We start from the raw sequence: 25,514 nt of genomic DNA, 5'->3' as shown, positions 1-25,514 counted from the left end.
CTGGTGGCTGGTCAGGTCAGGCGCGCCCGGTGGCGGCGAGGGCGCGGACCGCGTCCGCGAAGGCTTCGCCGCGCTTGTTGTAGTCGGTGAACATGTCCATCGAGGCGCAGGCCGGGGCCAGCAGGACCGTGTCACCCGGGCGGGCGAGCCGGGCCGCCTCCCGGACCGCGGCGGACATCGCCCCAGTGTCGGTCCGGTCGAGGTCCACGACCGGGACCTCGGGGGCGTGTCGCGTCAGGGCTTCGCGGATCAGGGCGCGGTCCGCGCCCATCAGCACGACGCCGCGCAGCCGGGGCGCGGAGGCCTTCACGAGGTCGTCGAAGGTCGCGCCCTTGGCGAGGCCGCCGGCGATCCACACGATGGGGTCGTAGGCCGCCAGGGAGGCTTCCGCGGCGTGCGTGTTGGTGGCCTTGGAGTCGTCGACGTAGGCGACCGAGTCGACGTCCTCGACGTGCTCGATGCGGTGGGCGTCGGGCCGGAAGGCCCGCAGTCCGTCGCGTACGGCCTTGGGTTCGACCCCGAAGGCGCGGGCCAGGGCGGCCGCGGCGAGCGCGTTGGCGATGTTGTGGGGCGCGGGGGGCCGGACGTCGGCGACCTCGGCCAGCTCCTGGGCCTGCTTCTGGCGGTTCTCGACGAAGGCGCGGTCGACCAGGATGCCCTCGACGACGCCGAGCTGGGAGGGGCCGGGGGTGCCGAGGGTGAAGCCGATCGCCCGGCAGCCCTCCTCGACGTCGGCCTCGCGGACCAGGTCCTCGGTGGCGGGGTCGGCGGCGTTGTAGACGCAGGCGACCGTGTTGCCTTCGTAGATCCGCCCCTTGTCGGCGGCGTACGCCTGCATGGAGCCGTGCCAGTCGAGGTGGTCGGGGGCCAGGTTGAGGACGGCCGCCGAGTGGGCGCGCAGCGAGGGCGCCCAGTGGAGCTGGTAACTGGAGAGTTCGACGGCGAGGACGTCGTACGTCTCCTCGCCGAGCACGGCGTCGAGGAGGGAGACGCCGATGTTGCCGACGGCGGCGGTGCGCAGCCCCGCGGCCTGGAGGATGGAGGCGAGCATCCGGACGGTCGTGGTCTTGCCGTTGGTGCCGGTGACCGCGAGCCAGGGGGCCGCGTGCGGGCCGCGGAGCCGCCAGGCGAGCTCGACGTCGCCCCAGATCTCCACGCCCGCCTCGGCGGCGGCCGTGAAGAGGGGCTTGTCGGGCCGCCAGCCGGGGGCGGTGACGATCAGCTCGGTGCCTTCGGGGAGGGTCTCTCCGTCGCCGAGGCGGACGGTGATCCCCTCGGCCTCCAGGGCGGCGGCCTGGGTCCGGGAGCGCTCGTCGTCGCCGTCGTTGACGACGGTGACGACCGCGCCGAGGCCGTGCAGGGCCCGGGCGGCGGGGATGCCGCTCACGCCGAGGCCCGCGACGGTGACGTGCTTGCCCCGCCAGTCGGCGGCCGGCTGATCGGTGCTCACTTCTCTGATGCCCATCCCGCGTAGAAGAGACCGAGGCCGACGATCACGCACATGCCCTGGATGATCCAGAACCGGACCACGACCAGGACCTCGGACCAGCCCTTGAGCTCGAAGTGGTGCTGGAGCGGCGCCATCCGGAAGACCCGCTTGCCGGTCATCTTGAACGAGCCGACCTGGATGACCACGGACATGGTGATCAGGACGAACAGACCGCCGAGCAGGGCGATGAGCAGCTCCGTGCGGGAGCAGATGGCGAGACCGGCGAGCGCGCCGCCGAGGGCCAGCGAGCCGGTGTCACCCATGAAGATCTTGGCGGGCGAGGTGTTCCACCACAGGAAGCCGAAGCAGGCGCCCATGAGCGCGGAGGCGACGACCGCGAGGTCGAGCGGGTCGCGCACCTCGAAGCAGGCGTTGGGGTTGGTCAGGTCCATCGCGTTGGCGCAGGACTCCTGGAACTGCCACAGCCCGATGAAGGTGTAGGCGCCGAAGACCATCACCGACGCGCCGGTGGCCAGGCCGTCCAGACCGTCCGTCAGGTTCACGCCGTTGGACATGGCCAGGATCATGAAGAGCGCCCAGACCACGAAGAGGACGGGTCCGATGGACCAGCCGAAGTCCGTGATGAAGGAGAGCTTCGTGGAGGCCGGGGTGAGGTCGCGCGAGTCGGAGAACTGGAGCGCGAGGACCGCGAAGGCGATGCCGACGATCAGCTGGCCGGCCATCTTCGCCTTGGCGCGCAGGCCGAGCGACCGCTGCTTGACGATCTTGATGTAGTCGTCGAGGAAGCCGACCAGGCCCATGCCGGCCATCAGGAAGAGGACCAGGATGCCGGAGTACGAGACGGGTTCGCCGGTGATGACCTTGGCGAGGGCGTACGCGATGAGCGTGGCCAGGATGAAGGAGATGCCGCCCATGGTGGGCGTGCCCTTCTTCCCGGCGTGGCCGCGCGGGCCGTCGTCCCGGATGAACTGGCCGTACCCCTTGCGGGCGAGCAGCTTGATGAGCAGCGGGGTGCCGATCAGGGTCAGGAAGAGCCCGATGGCCCCCGCGAAGAGGATCTGCCTCATCGGCCGGCAACCTCGCCCTCGGGGTCGAGCAGTGCCAGGGCGACCTGTTCGAGACCGACCGACCTCGAAGCCTTCACCAGCACGACGTCTCCCGGACGCAGTTCACTGCGCAACAGGTCGATCGCCGCCCGCGCGTCGGACACGTGCACCGACTCCTCACCCCACGAACCCTCGTTATATGCGCCCAGTTGCAGCCAGGACGCTTCCCTGTCCCCGACCGCGACGAGCTTGCTGACGTTGAGCCGGACGGCGAGCCGTCCGACCGCGTCGTGCTCGGCGAGCGATGCGTCACCGAGCTCGGCCATCTTGCCGAGCACCGCCCACGTACGGCCCCCCTGGGCCTGTGCGGCCCTGCCCATGGCCGCGAGCGCGCGCAGGGCGGCTCGCATGGACTCGGGGTTCGCGTTGTAGGCGTCGTTGACGATCGTCACGCCGTCCGGACGCTCGGTGACCTCCATGCGCCAGCGCGACAGGGTGCCTGCCTCGGAGAGCGCGGTGGCGATCTCCTCCACGGGCATGCCCAGCTCGTGCGCGACGGCGGCCGCGGCGAGCGCGTTCGACACGTGGTGCTCACCGTACAGGCGCAAGGTCACGTCACTGCACCCGGTGGGTGTGTGAAGACTGAAAGAGGGCTGTCCGTTCTCTGTGAGCCGGACATTCTCGGCACGTACGTCGGCTTCGCGGTCCTCTCCGAAGAGCGTCACGCGGGCCCGGGTCCGCTCGGCCATGGCCCGGACGAGGGGGTCGTCGGCGTTGAGGACGGCGATGCCGCCCTTGTCGGCCGGGGGAAGCGCCTCGACGAGTTCGCCCTTGGCCTGGGCGATCTGCTCGCGGCCGCCGAACTCGCCGATGTGGGCGGTGCCCACGTTCAGGACGAGTCCGATGCGCGGCGGGGTCAGTCCGGTGAGGTAGCGGATGTGCCCGATGCCGCGGGCGCCCATTTCGAGGACCAGGTGCCGGGTGCCGTCGTCGGCCTTCAGCGCGGTGAGCGGGAGGCCGATCTCGTTGTTGAGCGAGCCGGGTGTCCAGACGGTGGGGGCGTGGCGTTGCAGGACCTGGGCGATCAGGTCCTTGGTGGAGGTCTTGCCGGCGGAGCCGGTGAGGGCGACGACGTCGGCGCCGAGGCGTTCGACGACGGCGCGGGCGAGGGCCCCGAGCGCCGCCTGGACGTCGTCCACGACGATGGCGGGGACGCCGACGGGGCGGGCGGCGAGCACGGCTGCCGCGCCGGCCTGGACGGCCCGCTCGGCGTAGTCGTGGCCGTCGACGCGCTCGCCGGGGAAGGCGACGAAGAGACTGCCGGTCTCCACCTCGCGGGAGTCGATGACGACGGGACCGGTGACGAGGACGTCCGGATCCGGTATGTCGTGCGACTGCCCGCCGACGATGGTGGTGATCTCGGCGAGGGAGAGGGCGATCACAACTTATCCCTGACTGTTCTTGAGGCTGCGTTCCACCGCTTCGCGCAGGACCTGGCGGTCGTCGAAGGGGCGGACCACTCCGGCGATGTCCTGGCCCTGCTCATGGCCCTTGCCGGCCACCAGGACGGTGTCGCCCGGCCGGGCGCGGGCCACGGCCGCGGCGATGGCGGCGGCGCGGTCCGCGTCGACCAGCACGTCGCCGCGCTCGTGCGCGGGCACCTCGGCGGCGCCCGCGAGCATCGCGGCGAGGATCGCGAGGGGGTCCTCGGAGCGGGGGTTGTCGGAGGTCAGTACGGCGGTGTCGGCGAGGCGGGCGGCGGCGGCGCCCATCGGGCCCCGCTTGGTGACGTCCCGGTCCCCGCCGCAGCCGAGGACGATGTGGATTCTGCCCTCGGTGACCTTGCGCAGGGAGCGCAGGACCGATTCGACGGCGTCCGTCTTGTGGGCGTAGTCGACCACGGCGAGGTAGGGCTGTCCGGCGTCGACGCGCTCCAGGCGGCCGGGGACGCCGGGGACGGCGGCCACGCCGTCGGCGGCGGTCTGCGGGTCCAGCCCGGCCACGGCGAGGGTGACGATCGCGGCGAGGGTGTTGGCGACGTTGAACGGGCCGGGCAGCGGGGCGGCCGCGGAGACCCGCTCGCCCCGCGGGCCGACGACGGTGAAGGTGGAGCCGGTCGCGCCGATCTCGACGTTCTCGGCGCGCCAGTCGGCGTCCGGGTCGCCCTCGGCGGAGAAGGTGACGACCGGGACGGACGCCTCCTTGGCGAGCCGCCGGCCGTACGGGTCGTCGTGGTTCACCACGCCCTGTTTGCTGCGTTCGGGGGTGAACAGCCGCGCCTTGGCCCCGAAGTAGTCCTCCATGTCGGAGTGGAACTCCATGTGCTCGGGGCTGAGGTTGTTGAAGACGGCGACGTCGAAGACGCAGCCGTCGACCCGGCCGAGCACGAGGGCGTGGCTGGAGACCTCCATGGCGACCGAGTCGACGCCGCGCTCGCGCATGACCGCGAACAGGGCCTGGAGGTCGGTGGCTTCCGGGGTGGTGCGCTCGGACTTGATGCGCTCGTCGCCGATCCGCATCTCGACCGTGCCGATGAGGCCGGTGCTGCGCCCGGCCTCGCGCAGGCCGCCTTCGACCAGGTAGGCCGTGGTGGTCTTGCCGGAGGTGCCGGTGATCCCGATCTGCAGGAGGTCGGCGCCGGGCCTGCCGTAGATCTCGGCGGCGAGTTCGCCCATGCGGCCCCGGGGGTCGTCGACGACCAGGACCGGCAGGCCGGTCTCGGCGGCCCGGCCGGCGCCCGAGGGGTCGGTGAGGATCGCGACGGCGCCGAGTCCGGCTGCCTGCGCGGCGAAGTCCGCGCCGTGCAGCCGGGCGCCGGGGAGGGCCGCGTAGACGTCCCCGGGGCGTACCGCCCGTGAGTCGTGGGTGATCCCCGAGACGTCTGCGGAGCCGGGAGCCTCGATGCCGAGCCGGGCGGCCAGGTCGCCCAGGGGTGTCGGGCGGGCCTGCTCCGGACGGGGCGGGGCGGTTCGGTACTGATCAGCGTGTGGCACGGCGGTGAGCGTACCGGGCGTACCGGGTGCGGGGCGAAATCGCGCCTCGGGGTCGTCGGCGTTCGATTTCCGGTTCCCTGGCTGGGGGGTGATCGTCGTCACTGGTGCTCCCGGAGTGTCACTCACTGGCCTTGAAGGTCACCGGCATCCGGGCCGGCTCGTTGCCCGTGGGGGCGACGTGGAGCGTCTTGAGGGCGAACTCCATGACCTTCTTGTAGATGGGTCCGCAGATCTGGCCGCCGAAGTAGCTTCCCTTGGTGGGGTTCTGGATGGCGCAGTAGACGGTGATCTGCGGGTCGTCGGCGGGCGCGAAGCCCGCGAACGAGGCGGTGTAGCCCTTGTAGCGGCCGAGTTCGGGGTCGACGCGGTTGGCGGTGCCGGTCTTGCCCGCGACCCGGTAGCCGGGGATGCGGGCCTTGGTGCCGGTGCCCTCCTCGTCGCCGACCACGGACTCCAGCATCCGCGCGACGGTCGTGGCGGTCTTCTCGCTGACCACGCGGGTCTGCCGGGGCGTGGGCGCCGGGGTGAAGCGGCCGTCGGGTCCCTTGAGGCCGCGGACCAGGGTCGGCTCGATCCGTACGCCTCCGTTGGCGATGGTCGAGAAGACCGAGGCGGCCTGCATGGCGTTGACCGACAGGCCCTGGCCGAAGGGGATCGTGTACTGCTGCGAGGTCGACCAGTCCTGGGGCTTGGCGAGGATCCCGGAGGTCTCGCCGGGATAGCCGAGTCCGGTGGGGGCGCCGATGCCGAACTTGCGCAGGTACGAGTGGAGGACCCGGTTGGCCTCGGGCTGGGTCGCGCCGAGCTGGCCGGTGGCCAGGATCGTGCCGATGTTGCTGGACTTGGCGAGGACGCCGTTGAGGGTGAGGTGCCAGGTGGGGTGGTCGATGTCGTCCTTGAAGAGGCGGTCGCCCCGGTGCAGCCGGTTGGGGACGACGACATGGGTACCGGGGGTGGCGACGCCCTCCTCCAGGACTGCGGCCATGGACATGACCTTGCTGGTGGAGCCGGGTTCGTAGGCGTCCTGGAGGGCCGCGTTGCCCATGGCGGCGGAGTTGGCGGCGGACAGGTCGTTGGGGTCGAAGCCGGGGGCGTTGGCCATGGCGAGGACCTCGCCGGTCCTGGTGTTCTGGACGATGACGTAGCCGCGGTCGGCCTTGGACTTTCGGACCTGGTCGGTGATGGCCTGCTGGGCGGCCCACTGGATGTCCCGGTCGATGGTCAGCTCGATGTCTGAGCCGGGGACGGCCGGGGTGCCCTGGGAGCCGGCGGTGGGCACCCGGCGCCCGCCGGACTGGGCGAACCTGATCTTTCCGTCCGTGCCGGCCAGTTCCTTGTCGAGCATGGACTCCAGGCCGCCGGCGCCGCGGCCCTCGGCGTTGACGTACCCCAGTATCCCGGCGGCGAGTTCGCCGTTGGGGTACACGCGCTTGGTGCTGGGTTCGCTGAGGACGCCGCCGAGCAGGTTGACGCCGTTGCCGCCCTCGGCCGCGCCGGCCTTCCGCTCGTACACCTTCTTGAGGTCCTTGATCTGCTTCCAGACCTGTGGTGTCTGCTTGCGGGCGAGCAGGGTGTAGCGGGACTTGGGGGTGCGGAGCTTCTTGACCAGCTCGGCCGGGTCCTTGCCGAGGAGCGGTGCGAGGAGCGCGGCGGCCTGTTCGGGGGCGTCGGGGACCTTGGCCTCTTCGGGGGTGAAGAGCTTGGGGTCGGCGGTGATGTCGTACGCGTCGACGCTGGCGGCCAGGGCGATGCCGGCCCGGTCGGTGATCTCGCCGCGGTCCGCGGAGAGCGTGAACTCCTGGTAGCGGTGCTTCTGCGCCTTGGCGGCGTACGCGGAGGCGTCGACGGCCTGCACCTGGAGGAGCCGGACGACGAACACCAGCATCACGAGGGTGAGTCCGAGGGAGACGAGCCGCAGCCGCGGCTTGGGGCTGCCGAGCCGGATGGTGCGGGCCTTGGGGCGGGCCGGGGGCCGGGGGGCGCGGCGCGGGGCGGGTTCGGCCGGGCGGCCGGTGGCGGGCCGGGGGCGTGCGGACCGGGCAGGGCCGGGGACCGGGCGGCGCGGGGGCTCCTTGGGGGGCACTGCGGTCACCTGCCGGAGGTCGTCGGGGCGGGCGCGGAGCCGCCGGGCGTGGTCGTCTGCGGCGCGTCGGAGGTACGGGGCGCACCCGGCGTGTCGGGCCGTGCCCGGGGCTGCGAGGGGGTGGGCGTGTCGGGCGGCGTGCCCGGCACGGTCTGCGTGCCGGGCGCGTTCGCCGGCGGCGCCGGGTCCGGCGTGTCGGGCGCGCCGTCGGAGGTGGTCGCGGTGCCCTGGGGCGCGGTCCCGGGGGCGGTCTGCGGCGCGGTCGCGGCGTCCGGCGGGGCCGGGGTGCCGGCCGGGGGCGTCGCGGCGGTCGTGGGCGCCACCGGGTCGGTCATGGGCTCCGGGTCGGGCGGGGGCGCGGACGCCTTGGACGGCTTGCCGCGGACCCGGCCGTCCGGGTCGAGGAAGGCGGGGCTGCCGCCGGGGACCATGCCGAGCTCCCGGGCCCGCCGCTCCAGCGCGTCGGGCGCGGAGTAGTCGTCCACGTCGCGCTGGAGGGCCTGCTCCTCGTCGGTCAGCTCGGTGGTCTTCTTCTTCAGCTCGCTGAGCTTGAAGGACCCCTGGTTGAGGGAGGAGTTGAGGAGCAGCAGCGTGATGAGGCCGCCGCCGAGCAGGAGCACGACGAGCAGGACGAAGGGGGTGCGGGCGGCGGTGCTGGGTCCCGAGGGCATGAACCGCCCGAGCCTCGCGGCGCGCCCTTTGAGCGGCCCCTTCTTCGTCACGGCTGCTCGCTTTCCCTCGCCTGGCGTGCGTCGGTCACCGCTCGTCCTCCCTGATGCGCTCCGCCCCCCGGAGCCGGGCCGGGGCCGCGCGGCGGTTCTCGGCGACCTCCTCCTCCGTGGGGAGTTCGGCGCCGCGGGTGAGGAGCTTCAGGCGCGGCTGGTAGCGCTCGGGGACGACGGGGAGACCGGGCGGGGCCGTGGTCGCCGCGCCCGCCGCGAAGACCTGCTTGACCAGCCGGTCCTCCAGCGAGTGGTACGACAGGACGGCGATCCGGCCGCCGACGGCGAGCGCCTTCACCGCCGCCGGGATGGCCTCCTCCAGGACGGTCAGCTCGCCGTTGACCTCGATGCGCAGGGCCTGGAAGGTGCGCTTGGCGGGGTTGCCGCCGGTGCGCTTGGCCGCCTGCGGGAGGGAGTCGCGGATCAGCTCGACCAGCCGTGCGCTGGTGGTGAACGGCTCCTTCTCGCGCTCGCGCACGACCGCGGAGACGATGCGCTTGGCCTGCTTCTCCTCGCCGTACGCGCGCAGGATGCGGACCAGCTCGCCGGGCGGATAGGTGTTGAGGACCTCCGCGGCGCTGACCCCGGTCGTCTGGTCCATGCGCATGTCGAGCGGGGCGTCCTGCGCGTAGGCGAAGCCGCGGTCGGCCTCGTCGAGCTGCATGGAGGAGACGCCCAGGTCGAAGAGGATGCCGTCGGCCTTCGGGATGCCGAGCCGGTCGAGGACCTCGGGCAGTTCGTCGTAGACGGCGTGGACCAGCGTGGCGCGCTCCCCGAACGGGGCGAGGCGCTCGCCGGAGAGCCGCAGCGCCTCCTTGTCCCGGTCGAGGGCGACGAGCCGCGCCTCGGGGAACCGCTCGAGGAGCGCCTCGCTGTGGCCGCCGAGGCCGAGGGTGCAGTCGACCACCACCGCGCCGGGGCGCTGGAGGGCCGGGGCCAACATGTCCAGGCACCGCTGGAGCATCACCGGGACGTGTCGGTCGTTGCTCAATGCGCCCTCTCAGATCCGGCGCGGCCGGGACGTGTCACCGGCTCACCGGGCCCTACCGCCGCACACGCGGGGGAGAAATTGCCGAAATCGCTCAATGTCTCCGTGAACTTCGCGCCACTTTAGTCCACGGGCCCCGACGGTCAATCAACCGGCTGGCGCGTCGCACGGGCGGCCGGGGAGACCGGGTCGATCCGGGCGGATCACCCTGATGGGCCCGGCCCTCTCATGCCTGTGGGTTACCTCACAACAAGGTTCATTGACGTTCTTTGTCCCCTCTCACAGCGGGCCGGAACGCCCGGTGACCACTACCGTCGATGTCATGTCGACCTCTGCGCACGCCTCTGCCGACGCGATAAGGACCGGTGGCTCGGTCACGGACCGTCTCGTCGAGGCCAACGAACGCTATGCCGCCCGCTTCACCGACCCCGGAATGGACGCCCGGCCGGTGCTGAACGTGGCCGTCGTCGCCTGCATGGACGCGCGGCTCGATCTGCACGCCGCGCTCGGTCTCGAACTGGGCGACTGCCACACCATCCGCAACGCCGGCGGTGTGGTCACCGACGACGTCATCCGCTCCCTCACGATCAGCCAGCGCGCGCTCGGCACGCGCAGCGTGGTGCTGATCCACCACACGGGCTGCGGTCTGGAGTCGCTGACCGAGGAGTTCCGGCACGACCTGGAGATGGAGGTCGGCCAGCGCCCGGCCTGGGCCGTCGAGGCGTTCCGCGATGTCGAGCAGGACGTCCGGCAGTCGATGCAGCGGGTGCGCACCTCGCCGTTCCTGGTGCACACGGACGACGTCCGGGGCTTTGTGTTCGACGTGACCACGGGCCTTCTCCGCGAGATCGACCCGGCTTAATCCGGCATACCCCGGCATATCGCTCGCACTTGTCCACAGGCAAGTGACACCGGGCGCCACGGGCAACAAGAATGCTCGTGTGACACCTTTCGGAAACCCTCCGGGACGGGTGTACGTGTTTCGGGGCGGGCCGCGCATCGGCCCGCGAGTGGGCCGAGGAGGGCCGGGTGACGACCTATGACGATCGAGCGAGCCTCGCTGATCTGACCACGACGGCGGAGCGTGTCCGCCGGTCGGTGGAGGGTGTGATCGAGGGCAAGCCCGAGGTCGTACGGCTTTCGCTGACCGTGCTGCTCGCCGAGGGACATCTTCTGATCGAGGATGTCCCCGGCGTCGGCAAGACGATGCTGGCCAAGACGCTGGCGCGGTCCATCGACTGCTCGGTGCGCCGCATCCAGTTCACGCCCGACCTGCTGCCCTCGGACATCACCGGCGTGTCGATCTTCGACCAGCAGCGGCGTGACTTCGAGTTCAAGCCGGGCGCGATCTTCGCCCAGATCGTGATCGGCGACGAGATCAACCGCGCCTCGCCGAAGACCCAGTCCGCCCTCCTGGAGTCCCTGGAGGAGCGGCAGGTCACGGTGGACGGGCAGACGTACGAACTGCCGAGCCCGTTCATGGTGGTCGCCACCCAGAACCCGGTGGAGATGGAGGGGACCTATCCCCTCCCCGAGGCCCAGCGCGACCGCTTCATGGCCCGCGTCTCGATCGGCTATCCCAGCCCCGAGGCCGAGCTGAAGATGCTCGACGTCCACGGCTCGGTCTCCCCGCTCGACGACCTCCAGCCGGTGGCGCACGCGCACGACATCCTGAAGCTGATCGACGCCGTGCGCGGGGTGCACGTGGCCGACTCCGTGCGGCGGTACGCCGTGGACATCGTCGCCGCGACCCGTACCCACCCCGACCTCCGGCTCGGCGCCTCCCCCCGGGCCACGCTCCATCTGCTGCGCGCCGCCAAGGCGTCCGCCGCGCTCAGCGGCCGGGAGTACGTCCTGCCGGACGACCTCCAGGCGCTGGCGGTGCCGGTGCTCGCCCACCGGCTGCTGCCGACCACGCAGGCGCAGATGAACCGCCGGACGTCCGAGCAGGTCGTCGTCGACATCCTGCAGCGGACCCCCGTCCCGGCCACCGCGCCGCCCGCCGGCCCGCCGGCCGGCCCGCTCTACGGCCAGCAGCCCGGCGTCCGGCAGCTGTGATGACGACCGCTGCCGCGCCGGAGGGGCAGCGGGGTGACGACCGGGACGTCCGGGCGGGCGACGACCGCGGCGGTCCGCGGGCCGCGCTGAGCGGTCTCACCACCCGCGGCCGTTCCTTCCTCGCCGCCGGTGTCGCCGCCGCCGTCTGCGCCTTCGTGCTCGGGCAGGGCGACCTGCTGCGCGTGGGACTGCTGCTGGCCGTGCTGCCGCTGGTCTGCGTCGCCGTGCTGTACCGCACCCGCTACCAGGTCGCGGGCAGCCGCCGGCTCTCTCCGCAGCGGGTGCCGGTCGGCTCCGAGGCCCGGGTCCATCTGCGGATGGAGAACGTCTCCCGGCTGCCCACGGGGCTGCTGATGCTCCAGGACCACGTCCCTTACATGCTCGGGCCGCGCCCCCGGTTCGTCCTGGACCGGGTCGAGGCCGGCGGCCGGCGCGAGGTGTCGTACCGGGTCCGCTCGGACCTGCGCGGCCGCTTCCCGCTGGGACCGCTCCAGCTCCGGCTGACCGACCCCTTCGGCATGTGCGAGCTGACCCGCTCGTTCAGCGCGTACGACACCCTCACGGTCGTCCCCCGCACCGAACCGCTGCCGCCGGTGAGACTGGCCGGCGAGGCGGCGGGGTACGGCGACGGGCGGCAGCGCTCGCTGGCGCTCGCCGGGGACGACGACATCATTCCGCGCGCCTACCGCCACGGCGACGACCTGCGCCGGGTCCACTGGCGCTCCACCGCCCGCTATGGCGAGTTGATGGTCCGCCGGGAGGAGCAGCCGCAGCGGGCCCGCTGCACGGTGCTGCTCGACACCCGCCGGATCGCCTACCAGGGCGCGGGCCCCGACTCCGCCTTCGAGTGGGCGGTCTCGGGCGCGGCCTCCGCCCTGGTGCACATGCTGGAGCGGGGCTTCGCGGTGCGGCTGCTGACGGACACCGGCAGCGCGGTGCCCGGTGAGGGTTCGGAGGGGTTCGCGGGTTCGTCGCAGGACACGGCCGAGGCGGCCGGTCTGATGATGGACACCCTCGCCGTCGTCGACCACTCCGACGGGGCCGGTCTCTCACGCGCCCACGACGTGCTGCGCGGCGGCAACGAAGGCCTTCTGGTCGCCTTCGTCGGCGATCTCGACGAGGAACAGGCGGCGCTGGCCGCCCGGATGCGGCAGCGCAGCGGCGCGGCGGTCGCCTTCGTCCTGGACAGCGGGACGTGGCTGACCGGCGGAGCGGTGAGCGGCGCGGTCGAGGACCGGCTGCGGCGGCTGCGGGAGGCCGGTTGGACGGCGCTGGCCGTGCCGCCGGGCGCGCGGCTCGCCGAGCTGTGGCAGCAGGCCGGCGGAATGTGGGTGGACGGCCCGGCGGGCGACATCTGGGGAGGACGGTCATGAGCGGTCGCGCGCGGCTGACGCTCGGCGCCTACGCCGCCACGCTGATGGCGGCGGGCGCGCTGCTGCCGCTGGTGAAGCCGGCGACGTGGATCTTCACGGCGGCGGTGCTGCTCGCGGTGCAGAGCGGCGTCGGGGCGCTCACCCGGCGGGTTCCGCTGGCCAGGCCGCTGACGATCGCGGCCCAGGCGGTGGTGACGCTGCTGGCGCTCACCCTGGTCTTCGCGGGCGGACACGCGCTGCTCGGGTTCCTGCCGGGGCCGGCGGCCTTCGCGCACTTCACGACCCTGTTCGAGGCGGGCGCCGCCGACATCGGCCGGTACGCCATCCCGGCCCCGGACACCGAGGGCATCCGGCTGATGGTGGTCGGCGGCGTACTGCTCGTCGGCCTGCTCGTCGACACCCTCGCGGTGACCTTCCGCAGCGCCGCGCCCGCCGGACTGCCGCTGCTCGCCCTGTACTCGGTCGCCGCGGGGCTCTCCGACGGCGGCGCGAGCTGGCTGTGGTTCCTGCTGGCGGCCGGCGGCTATCTGCTGCTCCTGCTGGGCGAGGGGCGTGACCGGCTCTCCCAGTGGGGCCGGGTCTTCGGCGGCGCGCCGCGCGCGGGCGGCCGCGGGCCGGCCGGCGGCGACGGCGGGCAGGTGCTCGCCCCGGTGCGGACCGGCCGGCGGATCGGCGTGGTCGCCATGGGCATCGCCCTGGCGGTGCCGGCCGTGCTCCCGGCGCTGAACGGCGGGTTCCTCGGCGGTCCGGGCGAAGGCTCCGGCACGGGCGGCCAGGGCGGCACGATCTCGGCGGTCAATCCGCTGGTCTCGCTCCAGGACAACCTCCGCCAGCCCGAGGACCGCGAGGTGCTCCGCTATCGGACCAACGCGCTCGACACCAGCGGCATGTATCTGCGGCTGGTCGCCCTCGACCAGTTCGACGGCACGTCCTGGAAGTCCTCGGTCCGCCCGATCGAGGACGTGCCCGAGCGGCTGCCGAAGCCGGACGGGCTCGGCGACGGGGTGCGGTCGACGGAGATCACCGGCAATTTCGTGGCCTCGCCGTCGTACGAGCAGAAGTGGCTGCCGATGCCGTATCCGGCGGCGAAGGTCGAGATCGACGGCCGCTGGCGGTACGAGCCGGCCGGGCGGATGCTCGTCGGCGACGGCAAGCAGACGACCCGGGGCGCCCGGTACACGGTGACGAGCCTGGACGTCCGCCCGACACCGGGGCAGTTGGCCGCGGCCCCGGCGGCTCCGGCCGGGCTCCGCTCGGAGTACACCCGGGTGCCCGCCTCGCTGCCGGCCGACGTGAAGGCGACGGCCCTGGCGGTGACCCGCGGCGCGCGCAACGACTACGAGCGGGCGGTGAAGCTCCAGGACTGGTTCGCCCGCGACGGCGGGTTCCGCTACGACGTGGAGGTCGAGTCGGGGACGGGGGTGCAGGCGATCTCACGCTTCCTGAAGCAGAAGGAAGGGTTCTGCGTCCACTTCTCCTTCTCGATGGCGGCGATGGCGCGCTCGCTGGGCATCCCGGCGCGGGTGGCGGTCGGCTTCATGCCCGGCACGCCGCGGGCCGACGGCTCGGTGTCGGTGGGGATCCGGGACGCGCACGCATGGCCTGAGCTGTACTTCGAGGGGGCCGGGTGGACCCGGTTCGAGCCGACGCCGTCGCGCGGTTCCACTCCTGACTACACGCGGGCGCAGACTCCCTCGGACACGCCGTCGGGCTCGGCGCAACCGGAGACCAGTGCCTCGGCGCTGCCCTCCGAGGTGCCGAGCACCGAGGACAGCTGCCCGCCGCAGATGCGCCGGCAGGGCGAGTGCGGCCCCGACGCGGCGGCGGGCGCCGACGCGTCCGACGGGGGCGGGCCGAATCCGCTGATGGTGCTGCTGGTGTGCCTGGGGGTGGCGATCGCGGTGCTGCTGCCGCTGTCGCCGCTGCTGTGGCGTACGCGGGTACGGGCGGGGCGGCTCGGTTCCCCGGGCCGTACGGCCGAGGACGCGGCGGCCCGGACCCTGGCGGTCTGGCGGGAGGTCGTCGACACGGCCTGGGACCACGGGGTGGTGCCGGACGAGTCGCTGACGCCCCGGCGGACGGCGGCGCGGATCGTCCGCCTGGGCTCGTTGGAGGGCGAGGCGGCGAACGCGGTGCACCGGGTGGCGCGGGCGGTGGAGGAGGTTCTCTACGCTCCGGCCCCGCGCCCGGCAGCCGGCCTGCCGGAGGAGCTCGCCCTGATCAGGACCGGCTTCCACACGGCCGCCTCCCGCCGCACCCGCCTGCGCGCCCTGCTCGCCCCCCGCTCGGCCGTCCGGGTGCTCTGGACCGCCTCTTCCCGCTGGTCCGCTGTGACGACCCGCTGGTCGGCCCACCGCCACGCCCTGACGGCCCGCGCGACGACGACCCTCCGGAAGGCCGCCCGCCAACGGGGGTGAGGGGGCGGGGGCCGGGGGGCCGGCTGCCGGACGGGGCCCGGGCGGGGCCCGGCTGCCGGCCCCGTTCGGCGGGGGGCCCGGTTGCGCCGGCCGCGTTTCGGAGGCCCCCCGGGGCCGCACGCGACGAGCCCCGCGGGGCGGGCACCTGGGGGTGCCGGGCCGCGAGGCTCGGGAGCGTGAGGGGGCTGGTCAGAGCCCTCGGTCAGGGGGCGTCAGTGGCTGCCGCCCTGTTGTTCGTCTCGGCGGCGCTGCCACCGTTCCTCGATGCGGTGCATCATCGAACGGCGCTGCCGGGCCTGACGGCCGCCGGCCGCTCCACCCGCCGCCTGCTGCTGCTCGCCCGGCTTGGGCGCCTTGCGCCAGCCGGTGACGGCCAGGACCGCGCAGCCCAGCATGACGAGGAATCCCACCACGCTGATCCAGATCTGCTGAGCGACCATTCCGGCCATGAGGAGCGCGATACCCACCAGGAAGCCGGCGACTGCCTGGTAGACCCGTCGCCGGGTGTACGTACGCAGTCCGCTTCCCTCGAGCGCTGTCGCGAACTTGGGATCTTCGGCGTACAGCGCTCGCTCCATCTGCTCGAGCATTCGCTGCTCGTGCTCCGAGAGCGGCACGGAGTCCTCCTAGTCGTCGGTCGCGGGGGCGACCGGGATGCGGCCCTTTCAGGATAGGCAGGGAATCGCCCCCGTGAAACCCGCCCTCAACGCCAAATCGCCATTCCGGGCCGCCATGCGGTTCGGTTGCTGAGGCGTTGATTCCCCTGCGCGCTGCCTGTCATGCCGGTTGGTGTCCCCCGATCATACGGGGCGAAGCCCCGGACCGGAGGGTCTGTGGCGTACTCCATGTGCGGCTGCGTCGCTGATCAGCCGGTTGCTCGGCGGTCCGCGCCCGGACGGGGCCCGCACCGCCGAGCGGGTGTCAGGCGCGCTTGTCGCCCAGGACGTGCAGCTGGGTGGCGATGGCGTGGAAGGACGGCAGCTCCGCGGCGGCCGCCTCCAGCTTGAGCAGGGCCTCCGCGGCGCCGGGCTCGGTGTCGACCAGGACCCCGGGGACCAGGTCGGCGAAGACCCGGACGCCGTGCACCGCGCCGACGTCCAGACCGGCCTCGGACGCCAGCGCGGTGAGCTGGTCCGCGGTGAAGCGCCGGGGCACCGGGTCGCCGTCGCCCCAGCGGCCGTCGGGATCGCTCAGGGCGGTGCGGGCCTCGGTGAAGTGGCCGGCGAGGGCGCGCGCGAGGACGGCGCCGCCGACGCCCGCGGCGAGCAGGCTGAGGGCGCCGCCGGGCCGCAGCGCGGCGACCGCGTTCCGTACGCCCTCGGCCGGGTCGTCGACGTACTCGAGGACGCCGTGGCAGAGCACCACGTCGTACTCCTCGCGGGCGACGACGTCGAACAGGCCGCGGATGTCCCCCTGGACGCCCTCGACGCGGTCGGCCACACCGGCCTCGGCGACGCGCCGCTCCAGCGCGAAGAGCGCGTTCGGGCTGGGGTCGACGACGGTGACGCGGTGGCCGAGGCGGGCCACCGGCACGGCGAAGTTGCCGGATCCGCCGCCGGTGTCGAGGACGTCGAGGCTCGTCTTCCCGCCGGCCTTGGCCCGGCGGTCGAGGGCGTCCTGGAGGACGTCCCAGACGACGGCGGTACGCAGGGAGGCGCGCGACGGCCGCGACGACGTCTCTCGACCGAAGACAGGGGAAGGGTCCGACACGGCTGCTGACTCCTCGGTGACAGGGGCGAACGCTCCCACCCTATGGCCTCGAACGGTCTCTCCCGATCACCGCGCGGCCCCGTCGCCCCGGGGCTGGCGGGGCAGTACCGGCTGGAGGACGAGGAGCCGCTCGACCAGTCGCAGGAACATCCCGGCGTCCCGGATCAGATCGTCGGCGTCCCGTCGGCTCGCCGCGCCCGCGATGCCCGCCTCGGCCCTGGCCCGCCGCTCGGCGCCGGAGGCGAACAGGGCGCTCCACTCGGCCAGCTCGGGGGCGATCTCGGGCAGCACCTCCCAGGCGCTGCGTATGCGCCGCCGCTTGCGCGGATCCTCCTCGGGCCTGCCCCGGGCGGCGAGCACGGCCGCCGCGGTGCGCAGGGCGGCGAGGTGGGCGGTGGCGTACCGCTCGTGGGGCGCGTCGAACGAGGCCGCCTCGTCGAGCCCGGCGCGGGCCTTGGCCAGCAGGTCGAGCGCGGCGGGCGGGGCGGTGGCGCGGCGCAGGACGGGGTGGATGTCGGTCGGCGGGCCGACCAGCGCGGGGGCGGGGCGGCCTCCCCCGTGGCCCTCGGCACGGGAGGTGCCGCCGGGGCGGCGCCGGGGCGCGGCTGCTGCGGAGGAGCTGACCATGACGAGCCTCCTGTCGTCGTGTGACGGCGCTGTGGCCGTATGTGTCCATCGTGCAGGGCACCACTGACAATCCGCCTGACCTGGGCTTTTGCCTCAACCTCCGTTCGGCGGTAAGTTTTTGCACTGACCAGTCAGTTCAAAAGGGGAAGAGGGGGGTGGATCCGTGGAAGCGCATGCGGAGGAGCCGTCGGGCGCCGCCGTCGTCGCGGACGGGTTCGGACTGAAGGGGCCACGCGGCTGGGTCTTCCGCGAGGTCGGCTTCCGGGCGGAGCCGGGTTCGCTCGTCGCGATCGAAGGTCCTTCGGGTACGGGTCGCACCTGTCTTCTGCTCGCCCTGACCGGCCGGATGAAACCCCACGAGGGCCACGCCGAGGTCGCCGGGCTCCCGCTGCCCCGCAAGATGGCCGCCGTGCGCCGGATCAGCGCGCTCGGCCCGGTCCCCGGCGTCAGCGACCTCGACCCGGCCCTCACGGTCGACGAGCACCTGCGGGAGCGCGCCCTGCTCCAGCGCAGGTACGACGGCTCCCTGCGGTCCCTGCTGCGCCCGCGCGGGGAGCGGGCCGCCGCCACCCGGGCCCGGATCGAGGAGGCCCTGGAGGCCGCCGGGCTCGACCTGGACACCCTGCCGAAGGCCGGGCGGACCTCCGTACGGGACCTGGAGCGCCTGGAGGCCCTGCGCCTCTCGGTCGCCCTGGCCCTGATCGGCAGGCCCCGGCTGCTCGCCCTGGACGACGCCGACATGAAGCTCCGGGACGCCGACCGCGCCGCGGCCTGGTCGCTGCTGCGGTCGATCGCCGACGCCGGCACCACCGTCCTCGCCGTCTGCAGCGAGGCCCCCGAGGGCGCCCTGCGGGTGACCACCGCGCCCCGCGCCACCCCGGCGACGGACACCCCGCAGGACCCGGCCGCCGAGAACCGGACCACCGACGCGGACGACACCGCCGCCGAGGACCGGACCGCCGCCGGCAGCGGCGCGGACCGGACGGACGCCACCGCCGCCGCGGACCGGACCGCCGCCGGCAGCGGCGCGACCGGCGGCACCCACACCGACACCGCCACCGACGGCGACGCCGTCACCATCGAGGAGGGGGAGGGCGATGCGCTCGCCGAAACTGGCCGCGCTTGAGCTGAAGCGGTTCGGCAGGGGGAAGCTGCCGCGCGCCGCGCTCGTCGCGATCCTGCTGCTGCCCCTGCTCTACGGCGCGCTGTACCTGTGGTCCTTCTGGGACCCCTACAGCAGGCTCGACCGGATACCCGTCGCGCTCGTCAACGAGGACCAGGGCGCCACGGCCGACGGCAAGAAGGTCCACGCCGGCGACGACATCACGGCGGGCCTGCGCGAGAGCAAGGTCTTCGAGTGGCACGAGGTCAGCGATGCCGAGGCCCGTGCGGGCGTGGAGGACGGCACGTACTACCTCTCGCTGACCATGCCCGCCGACTTCAGCACCCGGATCGCGTCCAGCTCCGGTGACGCCCCGGAGACCGGCGCGCTCAAGGTCCGTACGAACGACGCCAACAACTACATCGTCGGGCAGATCTCCCGGACGGTGTTCTCCGAGGTCCGCACCGCGGCCTCCACCAAGTCCTCGCGCTCCTTCCTGGACCGGATCTTCATCTCCTTCTCCGACATCCACGACGCGACCGAGAAGGCCGCCAAGGGCGCCGGACAGCTCAAGGCGGGCGCGGACAAGGCCAAGAAGGGCTCCAAGAGCCTGGCCGACGGGCTGATCACCGCCAAGGAGGGCAGCGGGGACCTGGCCTCCGGGCTGAAGAAGCTCGACAAGGGCGCGGGCGAGCTGGAGACCGGCTCCCGGCAGGTCGCGGACGGCACCAAGGCCCTCGCCGACAAGGTCAACGGCAAGGCCGCCCAGGTCCGCCCGTACCTGAAGAACAACGGCAAGGCGATCGGTGACACGGCCCGCCTGGTGGCGCACTCCGCCGCGGCGGTGCGGCACGACCTCGACGACCTGGTCAGGCGCGCCCCCCTCGCCCGCAGCGCCGCCCACCTCGCCGACGACAAGCTGGAGAAGGTCCACCGCGAGCAGTGCGTGGACGACCCGCTGCCGGACCCCCAGGTGTGCCCGGCCCTCAAGGAGGCCAAGGTCACCGCCGACGACGTGGCGAAGATCGCCGACGACCTGCACGAGCTGACCAAGGACAGCGCGGGCGACCTGAAGAAGCTCGACGGGCAGCTCGCCACCCTGCAGAAGCAGGCCGAGGACCTCGCCAAGGCCGCGCCGACCCTCGAAGAGGACCTCGACGGTGCCGTCGCGAAGATCAACAAGCTCAACACCGGGGCCCAGAAGGTCGCCAAGGGCGCCGACCGGCTGCACACCGGCCTCACCACCGCCAAGACCGGCTCCAAGAACCTCGACAACGGGGTCGGCAAGCTCAAGAAGGGCGCCGGTGAACTCGACGGCGGCCTGTTCAAGCTGGTCGACGGCTCGGGCGAGCTGGCCACCGGCCTCCACGACGGTGTCGGCAAGATCCCGGACTACGACAAGCAGGACCGCGACCGCCGTACGGAGGTCATGGCCGACCCGGTCGAGCTCGCCTCCCAGTCGATGCACAAGGCGCCCAACTACGGCACCGGTTTCGCCCCGTACTTCATCCCGCTCTCCCTCTGGGTCGGCGCGATGGTGGCGTACATGCTGATCCAGCCGCTCAACCGGCGCGCCCTGGCAGCCGGTGCCTCGGCCTGGCGGATCGCGCTGGCCGGCTGGCTCCCGGTCGCGGCGATCGGGCTGCTCCAGGTCGCCGCGCTGATGTCGGTGCTGCACTGGGGCCTCGGCCTGCAGATGGCCAGCGCCGCCGGGACGGTCGGCTTCCTCGCCCTGGTGACCTGCTGCTTCTCCGCGATCATCCAGTGGCTCAACGCCCGCTTCGGCGCGGCGGGGCGGATCCTCGTCCTCGCGGTGCTGATGCTGCAGCTGACCTCGGCGGGCGGAACGTACCCCGTGCAGACCAGCCCGGGCTTCTTCAACGCCATCCACCCCTTCCTGCCGATGAGCTACGTGGTCGAGGCGCTGCGGCGGCTGATCACGGGCGGCGGGACCGGTCCGGTGTGGCAGGCGGTCGCGGTGCTGTCCGCGTTCACGGTGGGCGCCCTGGCGCTGACCGCCCTCTCGGCCCGCGGCAAGCAGGTGTGGACCCTGGACCGCCTCCACCCCGAACTGTCCCTGTGACACCGGGACCCCGACAGCCGCCGCACCTGTGAGAATCGAGCCATGGACAGCAGCAGCACCAGACGCCGGGCCACGCGCGCGAAGCTCTACGAGGCCGCCGTCACCCTCATCGCCGAGCAGGGCTTCTCGGCGACGACGGTGGACGAGATCGCCGAGCGCGCGGGCGTCGCCAAGGGCACGGTGTACTACAACTTCAAGAGCAAGACCGAACTCTTCGAGGAGCTGCTGCGGCACGGCGTGGGCCTGCTCACCGCCTCCCTGCGGGACGCGGCCGAGGAGACGGAGAAGCGGGGCGGGAGCCGGGTCGACGCGCTCGACGCGATGATCCGGGCGGGCCTGGTCTTCATCGACCGCTATCCGGCCTTCACCCAGCTGTACGTCGCCGAACTGTGGCGCACGAACCGGGCGTGGAACGAGACCCTGCTGGTGGTCCGTCAGCAGGCGGTGGCCGTGGTGGAGGGCGTCCTGCGCGAGGGCGTCGAGGGCGGGGAGCTGAGCGAGGAGATCGACATCCCGCTGACGGCGGCGGCGCTGGTCGGGATGGTCCTGGTAGCCGCCCTCGACTGGCAGGCGTTCCAGCGGGAGCGCTCGATCGACGACGTGCACAGCGCGCTCTCCCGGCTGCTGCACGGGCGCGTGAGCGGCCGCTGACGGCAGACGAAAGACGCCGGTCCGATGAGGCTCGATCCCCCCGAGCCTCGCCGGACCGGCGCTTCTTTCATCCCCCGTGCACCCCCGTTACGGCAGGTGCGCGGCCCCGATCCGCAGCCCCGTGTCCGCGGTTGCGGGGCCGCGCCCCTTCCGTGGTCTCCACTCTGCCGTCCGCGCAGGTCGGAGCCCATCCGCGCGGCTACTCATCTCCGCGCCTGAGTACGGGTACTCACGGCCGCGTCACGGTCCCCACGCGCGCGTGGCGCCCGCTGGCTACGATCGCGTGCGTGTCCGTACTCCCCCTGGTCTTCACCAGCGGCTGGGCGAGCGGGATCAACGCGTACGCGGTGGTCCTGCTGCTCGGCCTCTTCGGCGCGACCGGTCTCACCGACGAGGTGCCCGCGTCGCTGCAGCGCACCGACGTCCTGATCGCCGCCGGGGTGCTCTTCCTGTGCGAGGCGGTGGCGGACAAGATCCCGTACGTCGACTCCGTCTGGGACTCCGTCCACACGGTGGTCCGCCCGGTCGCGGGCGCGGTGGTCGGCGCGCTGCTCGCCGGGCAGTCCGGTTCGCTGCCGGAGCTGGCCGCCGGCGCGGTGGGCGGCTCCACCGCCCTGCTGAGCCATGTCGTCAAGGCCGGGACGCGGATGGCGATCAACACCTCGCCGGAGCCGTTCTCCAACATCGCGGCGAGTGTCGCGGAGGACCTCGGCGTCGCCGGGATCATCACCTTCGCGATCTTCAATCCGCAGGCCGCGGCGATCATCGCCGCCGTGCTGCTCGTCCTCGGTCTGGTGATACTGGGCTTCCTCGCCCACCGCATCCGCCGCTTCCTGCGCCGCCGGGCCCAGCGCCGGGAGGAGAAGCGGCTGGCTGCCGCCCGGCCCCGCCACCCCGGCGGATAGGGTCCCTGACATGGCACGGATTGTGGTGATCGGCGCCGGCATGGGCGCCATGGCGGCGGCCGCGCGGCTGGCCGTGGCGGGCCACCGGGTGACGGTGTACGAACGCACGGAGACCTACGGCGGCGCGGTGCGCCGCCTCGCCCGCGACGGGTTCGCCTTCGACACGGGGCCGGGGCTGCTCCATCTGCCCGCCGTCTACCGCGATCTGTTCGTCAAGACCGGCAAGGAGCCGCTGGAGGAGTGCGTCGAGCTGACGCAGGTCGACCCGGCGAGCCGCCATGTCTTCGCCGACGGCACCCTGGTCGACCTCCCCAACGCCTCCCGCGCGGGGACGGTCGCCGCCCTGGACGCGGCGCTCGGCGCCGGCGCGGGCGAGCGCTGGGGCGCGTTCATGGTCCGGGCCCGCGAGGCCTGGGACCGCACCCGGCGCCCGCTCCTGGAGGAGCCGCGGACGGCGGACACCGCGGCGCTCGCCCGGGAGCCGTATCCGGCGCCGAAGGCGGGGCTGTTGCGCCGCCCCACGACGACGCTCGCGCGGATCGGGTCGCGGGAGCTGCGCGACCCCCGGCTCGCCGCGCTCCTCGACTCCTACGCCTGGGCGTACGGCTTCGATCCGGCCACCGCCCCGGCCGCGGCCGCCGTCCTGCCGTACATGGAGCAGACGTTCGGGACGTGGTACGTCCGGGGCGGTCTGCGGGCGCTCGCGGACGCGGTGTACGCGCGGTGTCTGCGGCGGCGGGTGGAGTTCGTCTTCGACGCGCGCGTGGACCGGGTCCTGGAGAAGGACGGGCGGGCGGCCGGGGTGGTGCTGGCCGGCGGCGAGACCGTGGCGGCGGACCACGTCGTCGCGGGCGCGCCCGTGCCCGCGCTGTACCGGGACGGGGTGGTGGCCCGGGCTGCCGGGGGCGACGGGCCGGGGCACCAGGCCGACGGGACGGGCCGGGTGACGGTCTGTCTGGCGCTGCGCGGTGCCCGGGAGGCCGGGGCCGCGCACCGGACGGTCGTGCACGCCTCCGGGGACCGCCCCACCACGACCGTGCTGCGGCCCGACGATCCGTCTCTCCGCCCCGACGCCGGCCACGAGTCGGTCACCCTCACGGCGGCGCTGCGCCTCGACCCGGCGTACGACGCGACGGCGGTCGGCGAGGCGATGGTGACGGCGGCGGAAGCCGCCGTGCCCGGGCTCCGGGAGCGGCTGCTCTGGCGGGAGGTCCGCACCCCGGACGACACCCTGCGCGAGACGGGCGTCGCCGGCGTGCCGGGTCCGGCCCTTGCGGGCGGCTCGGGCGCCTTCCTGCCCGCCGCCAACCTCTCGCCGCTGCCGGGCCTCTACTTCGCCGGAGGCTGGTCCCACCCGGGCGGCGGGCTGGCCCACGCGGGCATGTCGGGGGCGCTGGTCGCCGGCCTGATCGTGGAGGGCGACGACTTCCGCGGCTCACGGTGAGGGGCGGACGGCTTTCTCCTGCCGTCTAGTACCGGTACTGCTGGTCGTTGCCGTAGTCGTGGTGTTCCTGGCCCTGCGGGTACGGGGGCTGTTCGCCGTCGCGCTGCTGCGGCACCCAGACTCCGCCGGGCGGCGTGTCGTAGCCGTAGGACGGGGCGTACGGGTCGGCGTAGGGCTGCTGGCCGCCGGTGCCGTAGTCGTACGTGCCGTACTGCTGGCCGTCCGTCGTCGGGCCGATGTACGGGTCGGAGTAGGCGGCGTACTGCTGCTGTCCGCTGCCGTAGTCGTAGCCCGGCTGCTCGTACGCGGGCTGGTCGTAGCCCGGCTGGTGGCCGTAGCCCGGCTGCTCCTGGTGGGGCGCGTACGGGTCGTAGCCGCCGTAGGCGGGGCCCGCCTCGGACCGGGCGGCCGTCTGGTCGTAGGCGCCGGCGTAGACGCCGTACTGGCCGGTGTCGTCGGGCATCGGCTGGGGCTCGTACACCGCGGTCCGCTCGGCCGCGGAGGGCTCGGCCGCCGCCGGCTCGTAGGCGACCTCGGTGACCTCCAGGGTGGGGCCGGCGGCCTCGGCCGGCGCGGTGGACCTGCGGCGGCGGCTCGCGCCCGGGTTGCCGCCGATCGCCCATCCGGTGGAGAAGCCGCGGCGGAAGGAGAGCGTCACGTAGGTCTGTCCGACGGCGAAGGCGACGGCGCCCGCGATGATCACGGCGACCGAGGGCAGCAGGACGCCGAGGACGACGCCGAGGAAGCCGCAGAACGCCAGGACGCGCCAGCGCAGCCGCGCCTTGTACTGCAGGAGCACCTCACCCAGCAGCCACAACGCCACGACACCGAACGCGATGTAGAGGACCGTCCACCCCATGCCCGCCCCTCTCCTACGGCCACCGCCGCGGGTCTGGGGCGGGTACGCCGGTCACGACTGCACGTGCAGTCCGAGATTCTCGTAGATCTCCAGCGTCGCGGTGGAGTTGTTCAGCGTGATGAAGTGCAGTCCGGGGACACCCTCGGAGAGCAGACGCGCGCAGAACTCCGTCGCGAACTCGATGCCAATGGAGCGTACAGCGGCCGGATCGTCCTTGACGGCGAGGATGCGCTCTTTCACATCGGCCGGGAACGCGGCGTTGCTCAGCTGGGGCAGCCGGTCGAGGGTCTTGACGTTCACAACGGGCATGACTTCGGGGATGATCGGCGTCTCGCAGCCGGCCTTCTGGACGCTGTCGCGCATCCGGAGGTAGTTCTCCGGGTCGAAGAACATCTGGGTGATGGCGTAGTCGGCGCCGGCATGGCACTTGTCCACGAAGTGCCGGATGTCCGTGTCCCAGTCGGTGGAGCGGGGGTGCATCTCGGGGAAGGCGGCGACGCCGACGCAGAAGTCGCCGGACTCCTTGATCAGCCGGACCAGGTCGGCGGCGTACCGCACGCCCTCCGGGTGCTCGATCCACTCCCCCAGCGGGTCGCCCGGCGGGTCGCCGCGCAGGGCGAGCATGTTGCGGATCCCGGCGTCGGCGTACTGGCCCAGGACGTTGCGCAGCTCGGCGACCGAGTGGTCGACGGCGGTGAGATGGGCCACCGGGGTGAGGACGGTGTCGGCGGCGATCTTCTGGGTGGCCTTGACCGTCCCGCCGCGGGTGGACCCGCCGGCGCCGTAGGTGACGGAGACGAAGCTGGGGGCGACCGCCTCGATCCTGCGCAGGGCGTTCCAGAGGCTTCGCTCGCCCTTCTCCGTCCTGGGCGCGAAGAACTCGAAGGAGTACGAACGCTTGCCGGACGCGAGGATGTCGCGGACCGTACGAGCGCGGTCCGAGCGGGTGGAAGCGGTTCCTAGGGCCATACCGGCAGGTTAGACGGGGTACCTCCGCCGACGA

The 25,514-nt window shown here is 73.2% G+C and carries 21 protein-coding genes; 9 read left to right on the top strand and 12 right to left on the bottom strand.

Annotated elements, in window-relative coordinates:
* Positions 1 to 16: 16 nt before the first annotated feature.
* The 7 genes from murD to rsmH form a co-directional block, all read right to left on the bottom strand.
* Positions 17 to 1,465 carry a UDP-N-acetylmuramoyl-L-alanine--D-glutamate ligase gene (gene murD, locus ACZ6RC_RS04370; protein ID WP_469579184.1) on the bottom strand — a complete coding sequence of 483 codons (1,449 nt, stop codon included), beginning with the start codon at positions 1,463 to 1,465 and terminating at the stop codon, positions 17 to 19.
* Positions 1,447 to 2,517: a phospho-N-acetylmuramoyl-pentapeptide-transferase gene (gene mraY, locus ACZ6RC_RS04365; RefSeq protein ID WP_391140739.1), complete on the bottom strand. Its 1,071-nt coding sequence runs from the start codon at positions 2,515 to 2,517 to the stop codon at positions 1,447 to 1,449. The genes murD and mraY overlap by 19 nt, the downstream gene beginning before the upstream one ends.
* Positions 2,514 to 3,938 (bottom strand): UDP-N-acetylmuramoyl-tripeptide--D-alanyl-D-alanine ligase, encoded by a 1,425-nt coding sequence (locus tag ACZ6RC_RS04360; RefSeq protein WP_391140740.1) that lies wholly within the window; start codon positions 3,936 to 3,938, stop codon positions 2,514 to 2,516. Before ACZ6RC_RS04360 ends, mraY begins: the two co-directional genes overlap by 4 nt.
* 3 nt (positions 3,939 to 3,941) lie before the next feature.
* A complete protein-coding gene (locus tag ACZ6RC_RS04355; protein ID WP_469579181.1) occupies positions 3,942 to 5,591 on the bottom strand; it encodes a UDP-N-acetylmuramoyl-L-alanyl-D-glutamate--2,6-diaminopimelate ligase in 1,650 nt (549 codons plus the stop codon).
* Positions 5,592 to 5,607: 16 nt separating this feature from the next.
* Positions 5,608 to 7,572 (bottom strand): peptidoglycan D,D-transpeptidase FtsI family protein, encoded by a 1,965-nt coding sequence (locus ACZ6RC_RS04350; protein ID WP_469579445.1) that lies wholly within the window; start codon positions 7,570 to 7,572, stop codon positions 5,608 to 5,610.
* 5 nt (positions 7,573 to 7,577) lie between these two features.
* Entirely contained in the window at positions 7,578 to 8,243 is a 666-nt protein-coding gene (gene ftsL / locus ACZ6RC_RS04345; RefSeq protein ID WP_469579443.1) for a cell division protein FtsL, read from the bottom strand.
* A gap of 85 nt (positions 8,244 to 8,328) precedes the next feature.
* The gene (gene rsmH / locus ACZ6RC_RS04340; RefSeq protein ID WP_453615375.1) at positions 8,329 to 9,285 is read right to left on the bottom strand and encodes a 16S rRNA (cytosine(1402)-N(4))-methyltransferase RsmH; all 957 of its coding nucleotides are present in this window, start codon (positions 9,283 to 9,285) and stop codon (positions 8,329 to 8,331) included.
* Positions 9,286 to 9,541: 256 nt separating this feature from the next.
* Between rsmH and ACZ6RC_RS04335 the strand changes: the two genes are divergently transcribed.
* The 4 genes from ACZ6RC_RS04335 (at position 9,542) to ACZ6RC_RS04320 (ending at position 15,130) form a co-directional block, all read left to right on the top strand.
* Positions 9,542 to 10,144, top strand: a complete 603-nt coding sequence (locus ACZ6RC_RS04335; protein WP_391140745.1) for a beta-class carbonic anhydrase — start codon at positions 9,542 to 9,544, stop codon at positions 10,142 to 10,144.
* Between the two features lie 167 nt (positions 10,145 to 10,311).
* Positions 10,312 to 11,340 carry an AAA family ATPase gene (locus ACZ6RC_RS04330; protein ID WP_469579179.1) on the top strand — a complete coding sequence of 343 codons (1,029 nt, stop codon included), beginning with the start codon at positions 10,312 to 10,314 and terminating at the stop codon, positions 11,338 to 11,340.
* Positions 11,340 to 12,713, top strand: coding sequence for a DUF58 domain-containing protein (locus ACZ6RC_RS04325; protein ID WP_469579177.1), 1,374 nt, complete (start codon positions 11,340 to 11,342; stop codon positions 12,711 to 12,713). Before ACZ6RC_RS04330 ends, ACZ6RC_RS04325 begins: the two co-directional genes overlap by 1 nt.
* Positions 12,710 to 15,130, top strand: coding sequence for a transglutaminase TgpA family protein (locus ACZ6RC_RS04320; protein ID WP_469579175.1), 2,421 nt, complete (start codon positions 12,710 to 12,712; stop codon positions 15,128 to 15,130). The genes ACZ6RC_RS04325 and ACZ6RC_RS04320 overlap by 4 nt, the downstream gene beginning before the upstream one ends.
* Positions 15,131 to 15,342: 212 nt before the next feature.
* Here ACZ6RC_RS04320 and ACZ6RC_RS04315 read toward each other — a convergent pair whose 3' ends face one another.
* The 3 genes from ACZ6RC_RS04315 to ACZ6RC_RS04305 all read right to left on the bottom strand — a co-directional run bounded on the left by ACZ6RC_RS04315 (position 15,343) and on the right by ACZ6RC_RS04305 (position 17,467).
* The gene (locus tag ACZ6RC_RS04315) at positions 15,343 to 15,747 is read right to left on the bottom strand and encodes a DUF3040 domain-containing protein (RefSeq protein WP_453615383.1); all 405 of its coding nucleotides are present in this window, start codon (positions 15,745 to 15,747) and stop codon (positions 15,343 to 15,345) included.
* 304 nt (positions 15,748 to 16,051) lie between these two features.
* Complete coding sequence (locus ACZ6RC_RS04310) at positions 16,052 to 16,840, bottom strand: class I SAM-dependent methyltransferase (protein ID WP_469579173.1); 789 nt, start codon at positions 16,838 to 16,840, stop codon at positions 16,052 to 16,054.
* A 66-nt stretch (positions 16,841 to 16,906) separates the two neighbouring features.
* Positions 16,907 to 17,467: an SAV_6107 family HEPN domain-containing protein gene (locus ACZ6RC_RS04305; protein ID WP_469579171.1), complete on the bottom strand. Its 561-nt coding sequence runs from the start codon at positions 17,465 to 17,467 to the stop codon at positions 16,907 to 16,909.
* A 163-nt stretch (positions 17,468 to 17,630) separates the two neighbouring features.
* On the opposite strand from ACZ6RC_RS04305, the gene ACZ6RC_RS04300 reads away from it, so the two are divergent.
* From ACZ6RC_RS04300 to ACZ6RC_RS04280, 5 genes are all read left to right on the top strand, one after another.
* Positions 17,631 to 18,593 carry an ATP-binding cassette domain-containing protein gene (locus ACZ6RC_RS04300; RefSeq protein WP_469579169.1) on the top strand — a complete coding sequence of 321 codons (963 nt, stop codon included), beginning with the start codon at positions 17,631 to 17,633 and terminating at the stop codon, positions 18,591 to 18,593.
* Positions 18,565 to 20,652, top strand: a complete 2,088-nt coding sequence (locus ACZ6RC_RS04295; RefSeq protein WP_469579167.1) for a YhgE/Pip family protein — start codon at positions 18,565 to 18,567, stop codon at positions 20,650 to 20,652. The genes ACZ6RC_RS04300 and ACZ6RC_RS04295 overlap by 29 nt, the downstream gene beginning before the upstream one ends.
* Positions 20,653 to 20,694: 42 nt before the next feature.
* Entirely contained in the window at positions 20,695 to 21,303 is a 609-nt protein-coding gene (locus ACZ6RC_RS04290) for a TetR/AcrR family transcriptional regulator (protein ID WP_391140754.1), read from the top strand.
* Between the two features lie 287 nt (positions 21,304 to 21,590).
* Positions 21,591 to 22,208 (top strand): DUF4126 domain-containing protein, encoded by a 618-nt coding sequence (locus tag ACZ6RC_RS04285; RefSeq protein WP_469579165.1) that lies wholly within the window; start codon positions 21,591 to 21,593, stop codon positions 22,206 to 22,208.
* 10 nt (positions 22,209 to 22,218) lie between these two features.
* Positions 22,219 to 23,652: a phytoene desaturase family protein gene (locus tag ACZ6RC_RS04280; RefSeq protein WP_469579164.1), complete on the top strand. Its 1,434-nt coding sequence runs from the start codon at positions 22,219 to 22,221 to the stop codon at positions 23,650 to 23,652.
* 25 nt (positions 23,653 to 23,677) lie between these two features.
* Here ACZ6RC_RS04280 and ACZ6RC_RS04275 read toward each other — a convergent pair whose 3' ends face one another.
* Positions 23,678 to 24,511, bottom strand: a complete 834-nt coding sequence (locus tag ACZ6RC_RS04275; protein ID WP_391140757.1) for a hypothetical protein — start codon at positions 24,509 to 24,511, stop codon at positions 23,678 to 23,680.
* 51 nt (positions 24,512 to 24,562) lie between these two features.
* Positions 24,563 to 25,480, bottom strand: coding sequence for a methylenetetrahydrofolate reductase [NAD(P)H] (metF, locus tag ACZ6RC_RS04270; protein ID WP_391140758.1), 918 nt, complete (start codon positions 25,478 to 25,480; stop codon positions 24,563 to 24,565).
* Between the last annotated feature and the right edge of the window lie 34 nt (positions 25,481 to 25,514).

The organism is Streptomyces sp. NPDC048353 (assembly GCF_055587165.1).
The sequence above is the reverse complement of the archived record's forward strand: the minus strand, read 5'-3'. Positions and strand labels throughout refer to the sequence as shown.

Coding starts and splice junctions, on each gene's coding strand:
- ACZ6RC_RS04280 (WP_469579164.1), top strand. CDS start 22,219: ATGGCACGGATTGTGGTGATCGGCGCCGGCATGGGCGCCATGGCGGCG.
- mraY (WP_391140739.1), bottom strand. CDS start 2,517: ATGAGGCAGATCCTCTTCGCGGGGGCCATCGGGCTCTTCCTGACCCTG.
- ftsL (WP_469579443.1), bottom strand. CDS start 8,243: ATGCCCTCGGGACCCAGCACCGCCGCCCGCACCCCCTTCGTCCTGCTC.
- ACZ6RC_RS04325 (WP_469579177.1), top strand. CDS start 11,340: ATGACGACCGCTGCCGCGCCGGAGGGGCAGCGGGGTGACGACCGGGAC.
- ACZ6RC_RS04295 (WP_469579167.1), top strand. CDS start 18,565: ATGCGCTCGCCGAAACTGGCCGCGCTTGAGCTGAAGCGGTTCGGCAGG.
- ACZ6RC_RS04275 (WP_391140757.1), bottom strand. CDS start 24,511: ATGGGGTGGACGGTCCTCTACATCGCGTTCGGTGTCGTGGCGTTGTGG.
- ACZ6RC_RS04320 (WP_469579175.1), top strand. CDS start 12,710: ATGAGCGGTCGCGCGCGGCTGACGCTCGGCGCCTACGCCGCCACGCTG.
- ACZ6RC_RS04305 (WP_469579171.1), bottom strand. CDS start 17,467: ATGGTCAGCTCCTCCGCAGCAGCCGCGCCCCGGCGCCGCCCCGGCGGC.
- ACZ6RC_RS04290 (WP_391140754.1), top strand. CDS start 20,695: ATGGACAGCAGCAGCACCAGACGCCGGGCCACGCGCGCGAAGCTCTAC.
- metF (WP_391140758.1), bottom strand. CDS start 25,480: ATGGCCCTAGGAACCGCTTCCACCCGCTCGGACCGCGCTCGTACGGTC.
- murD (WP_469579184.1), bottom strand. CDS start 1,465: ATGGGCATCAGAGAAGTGAGCACCGATCAGCCGGCCGCCGACTGGCGG.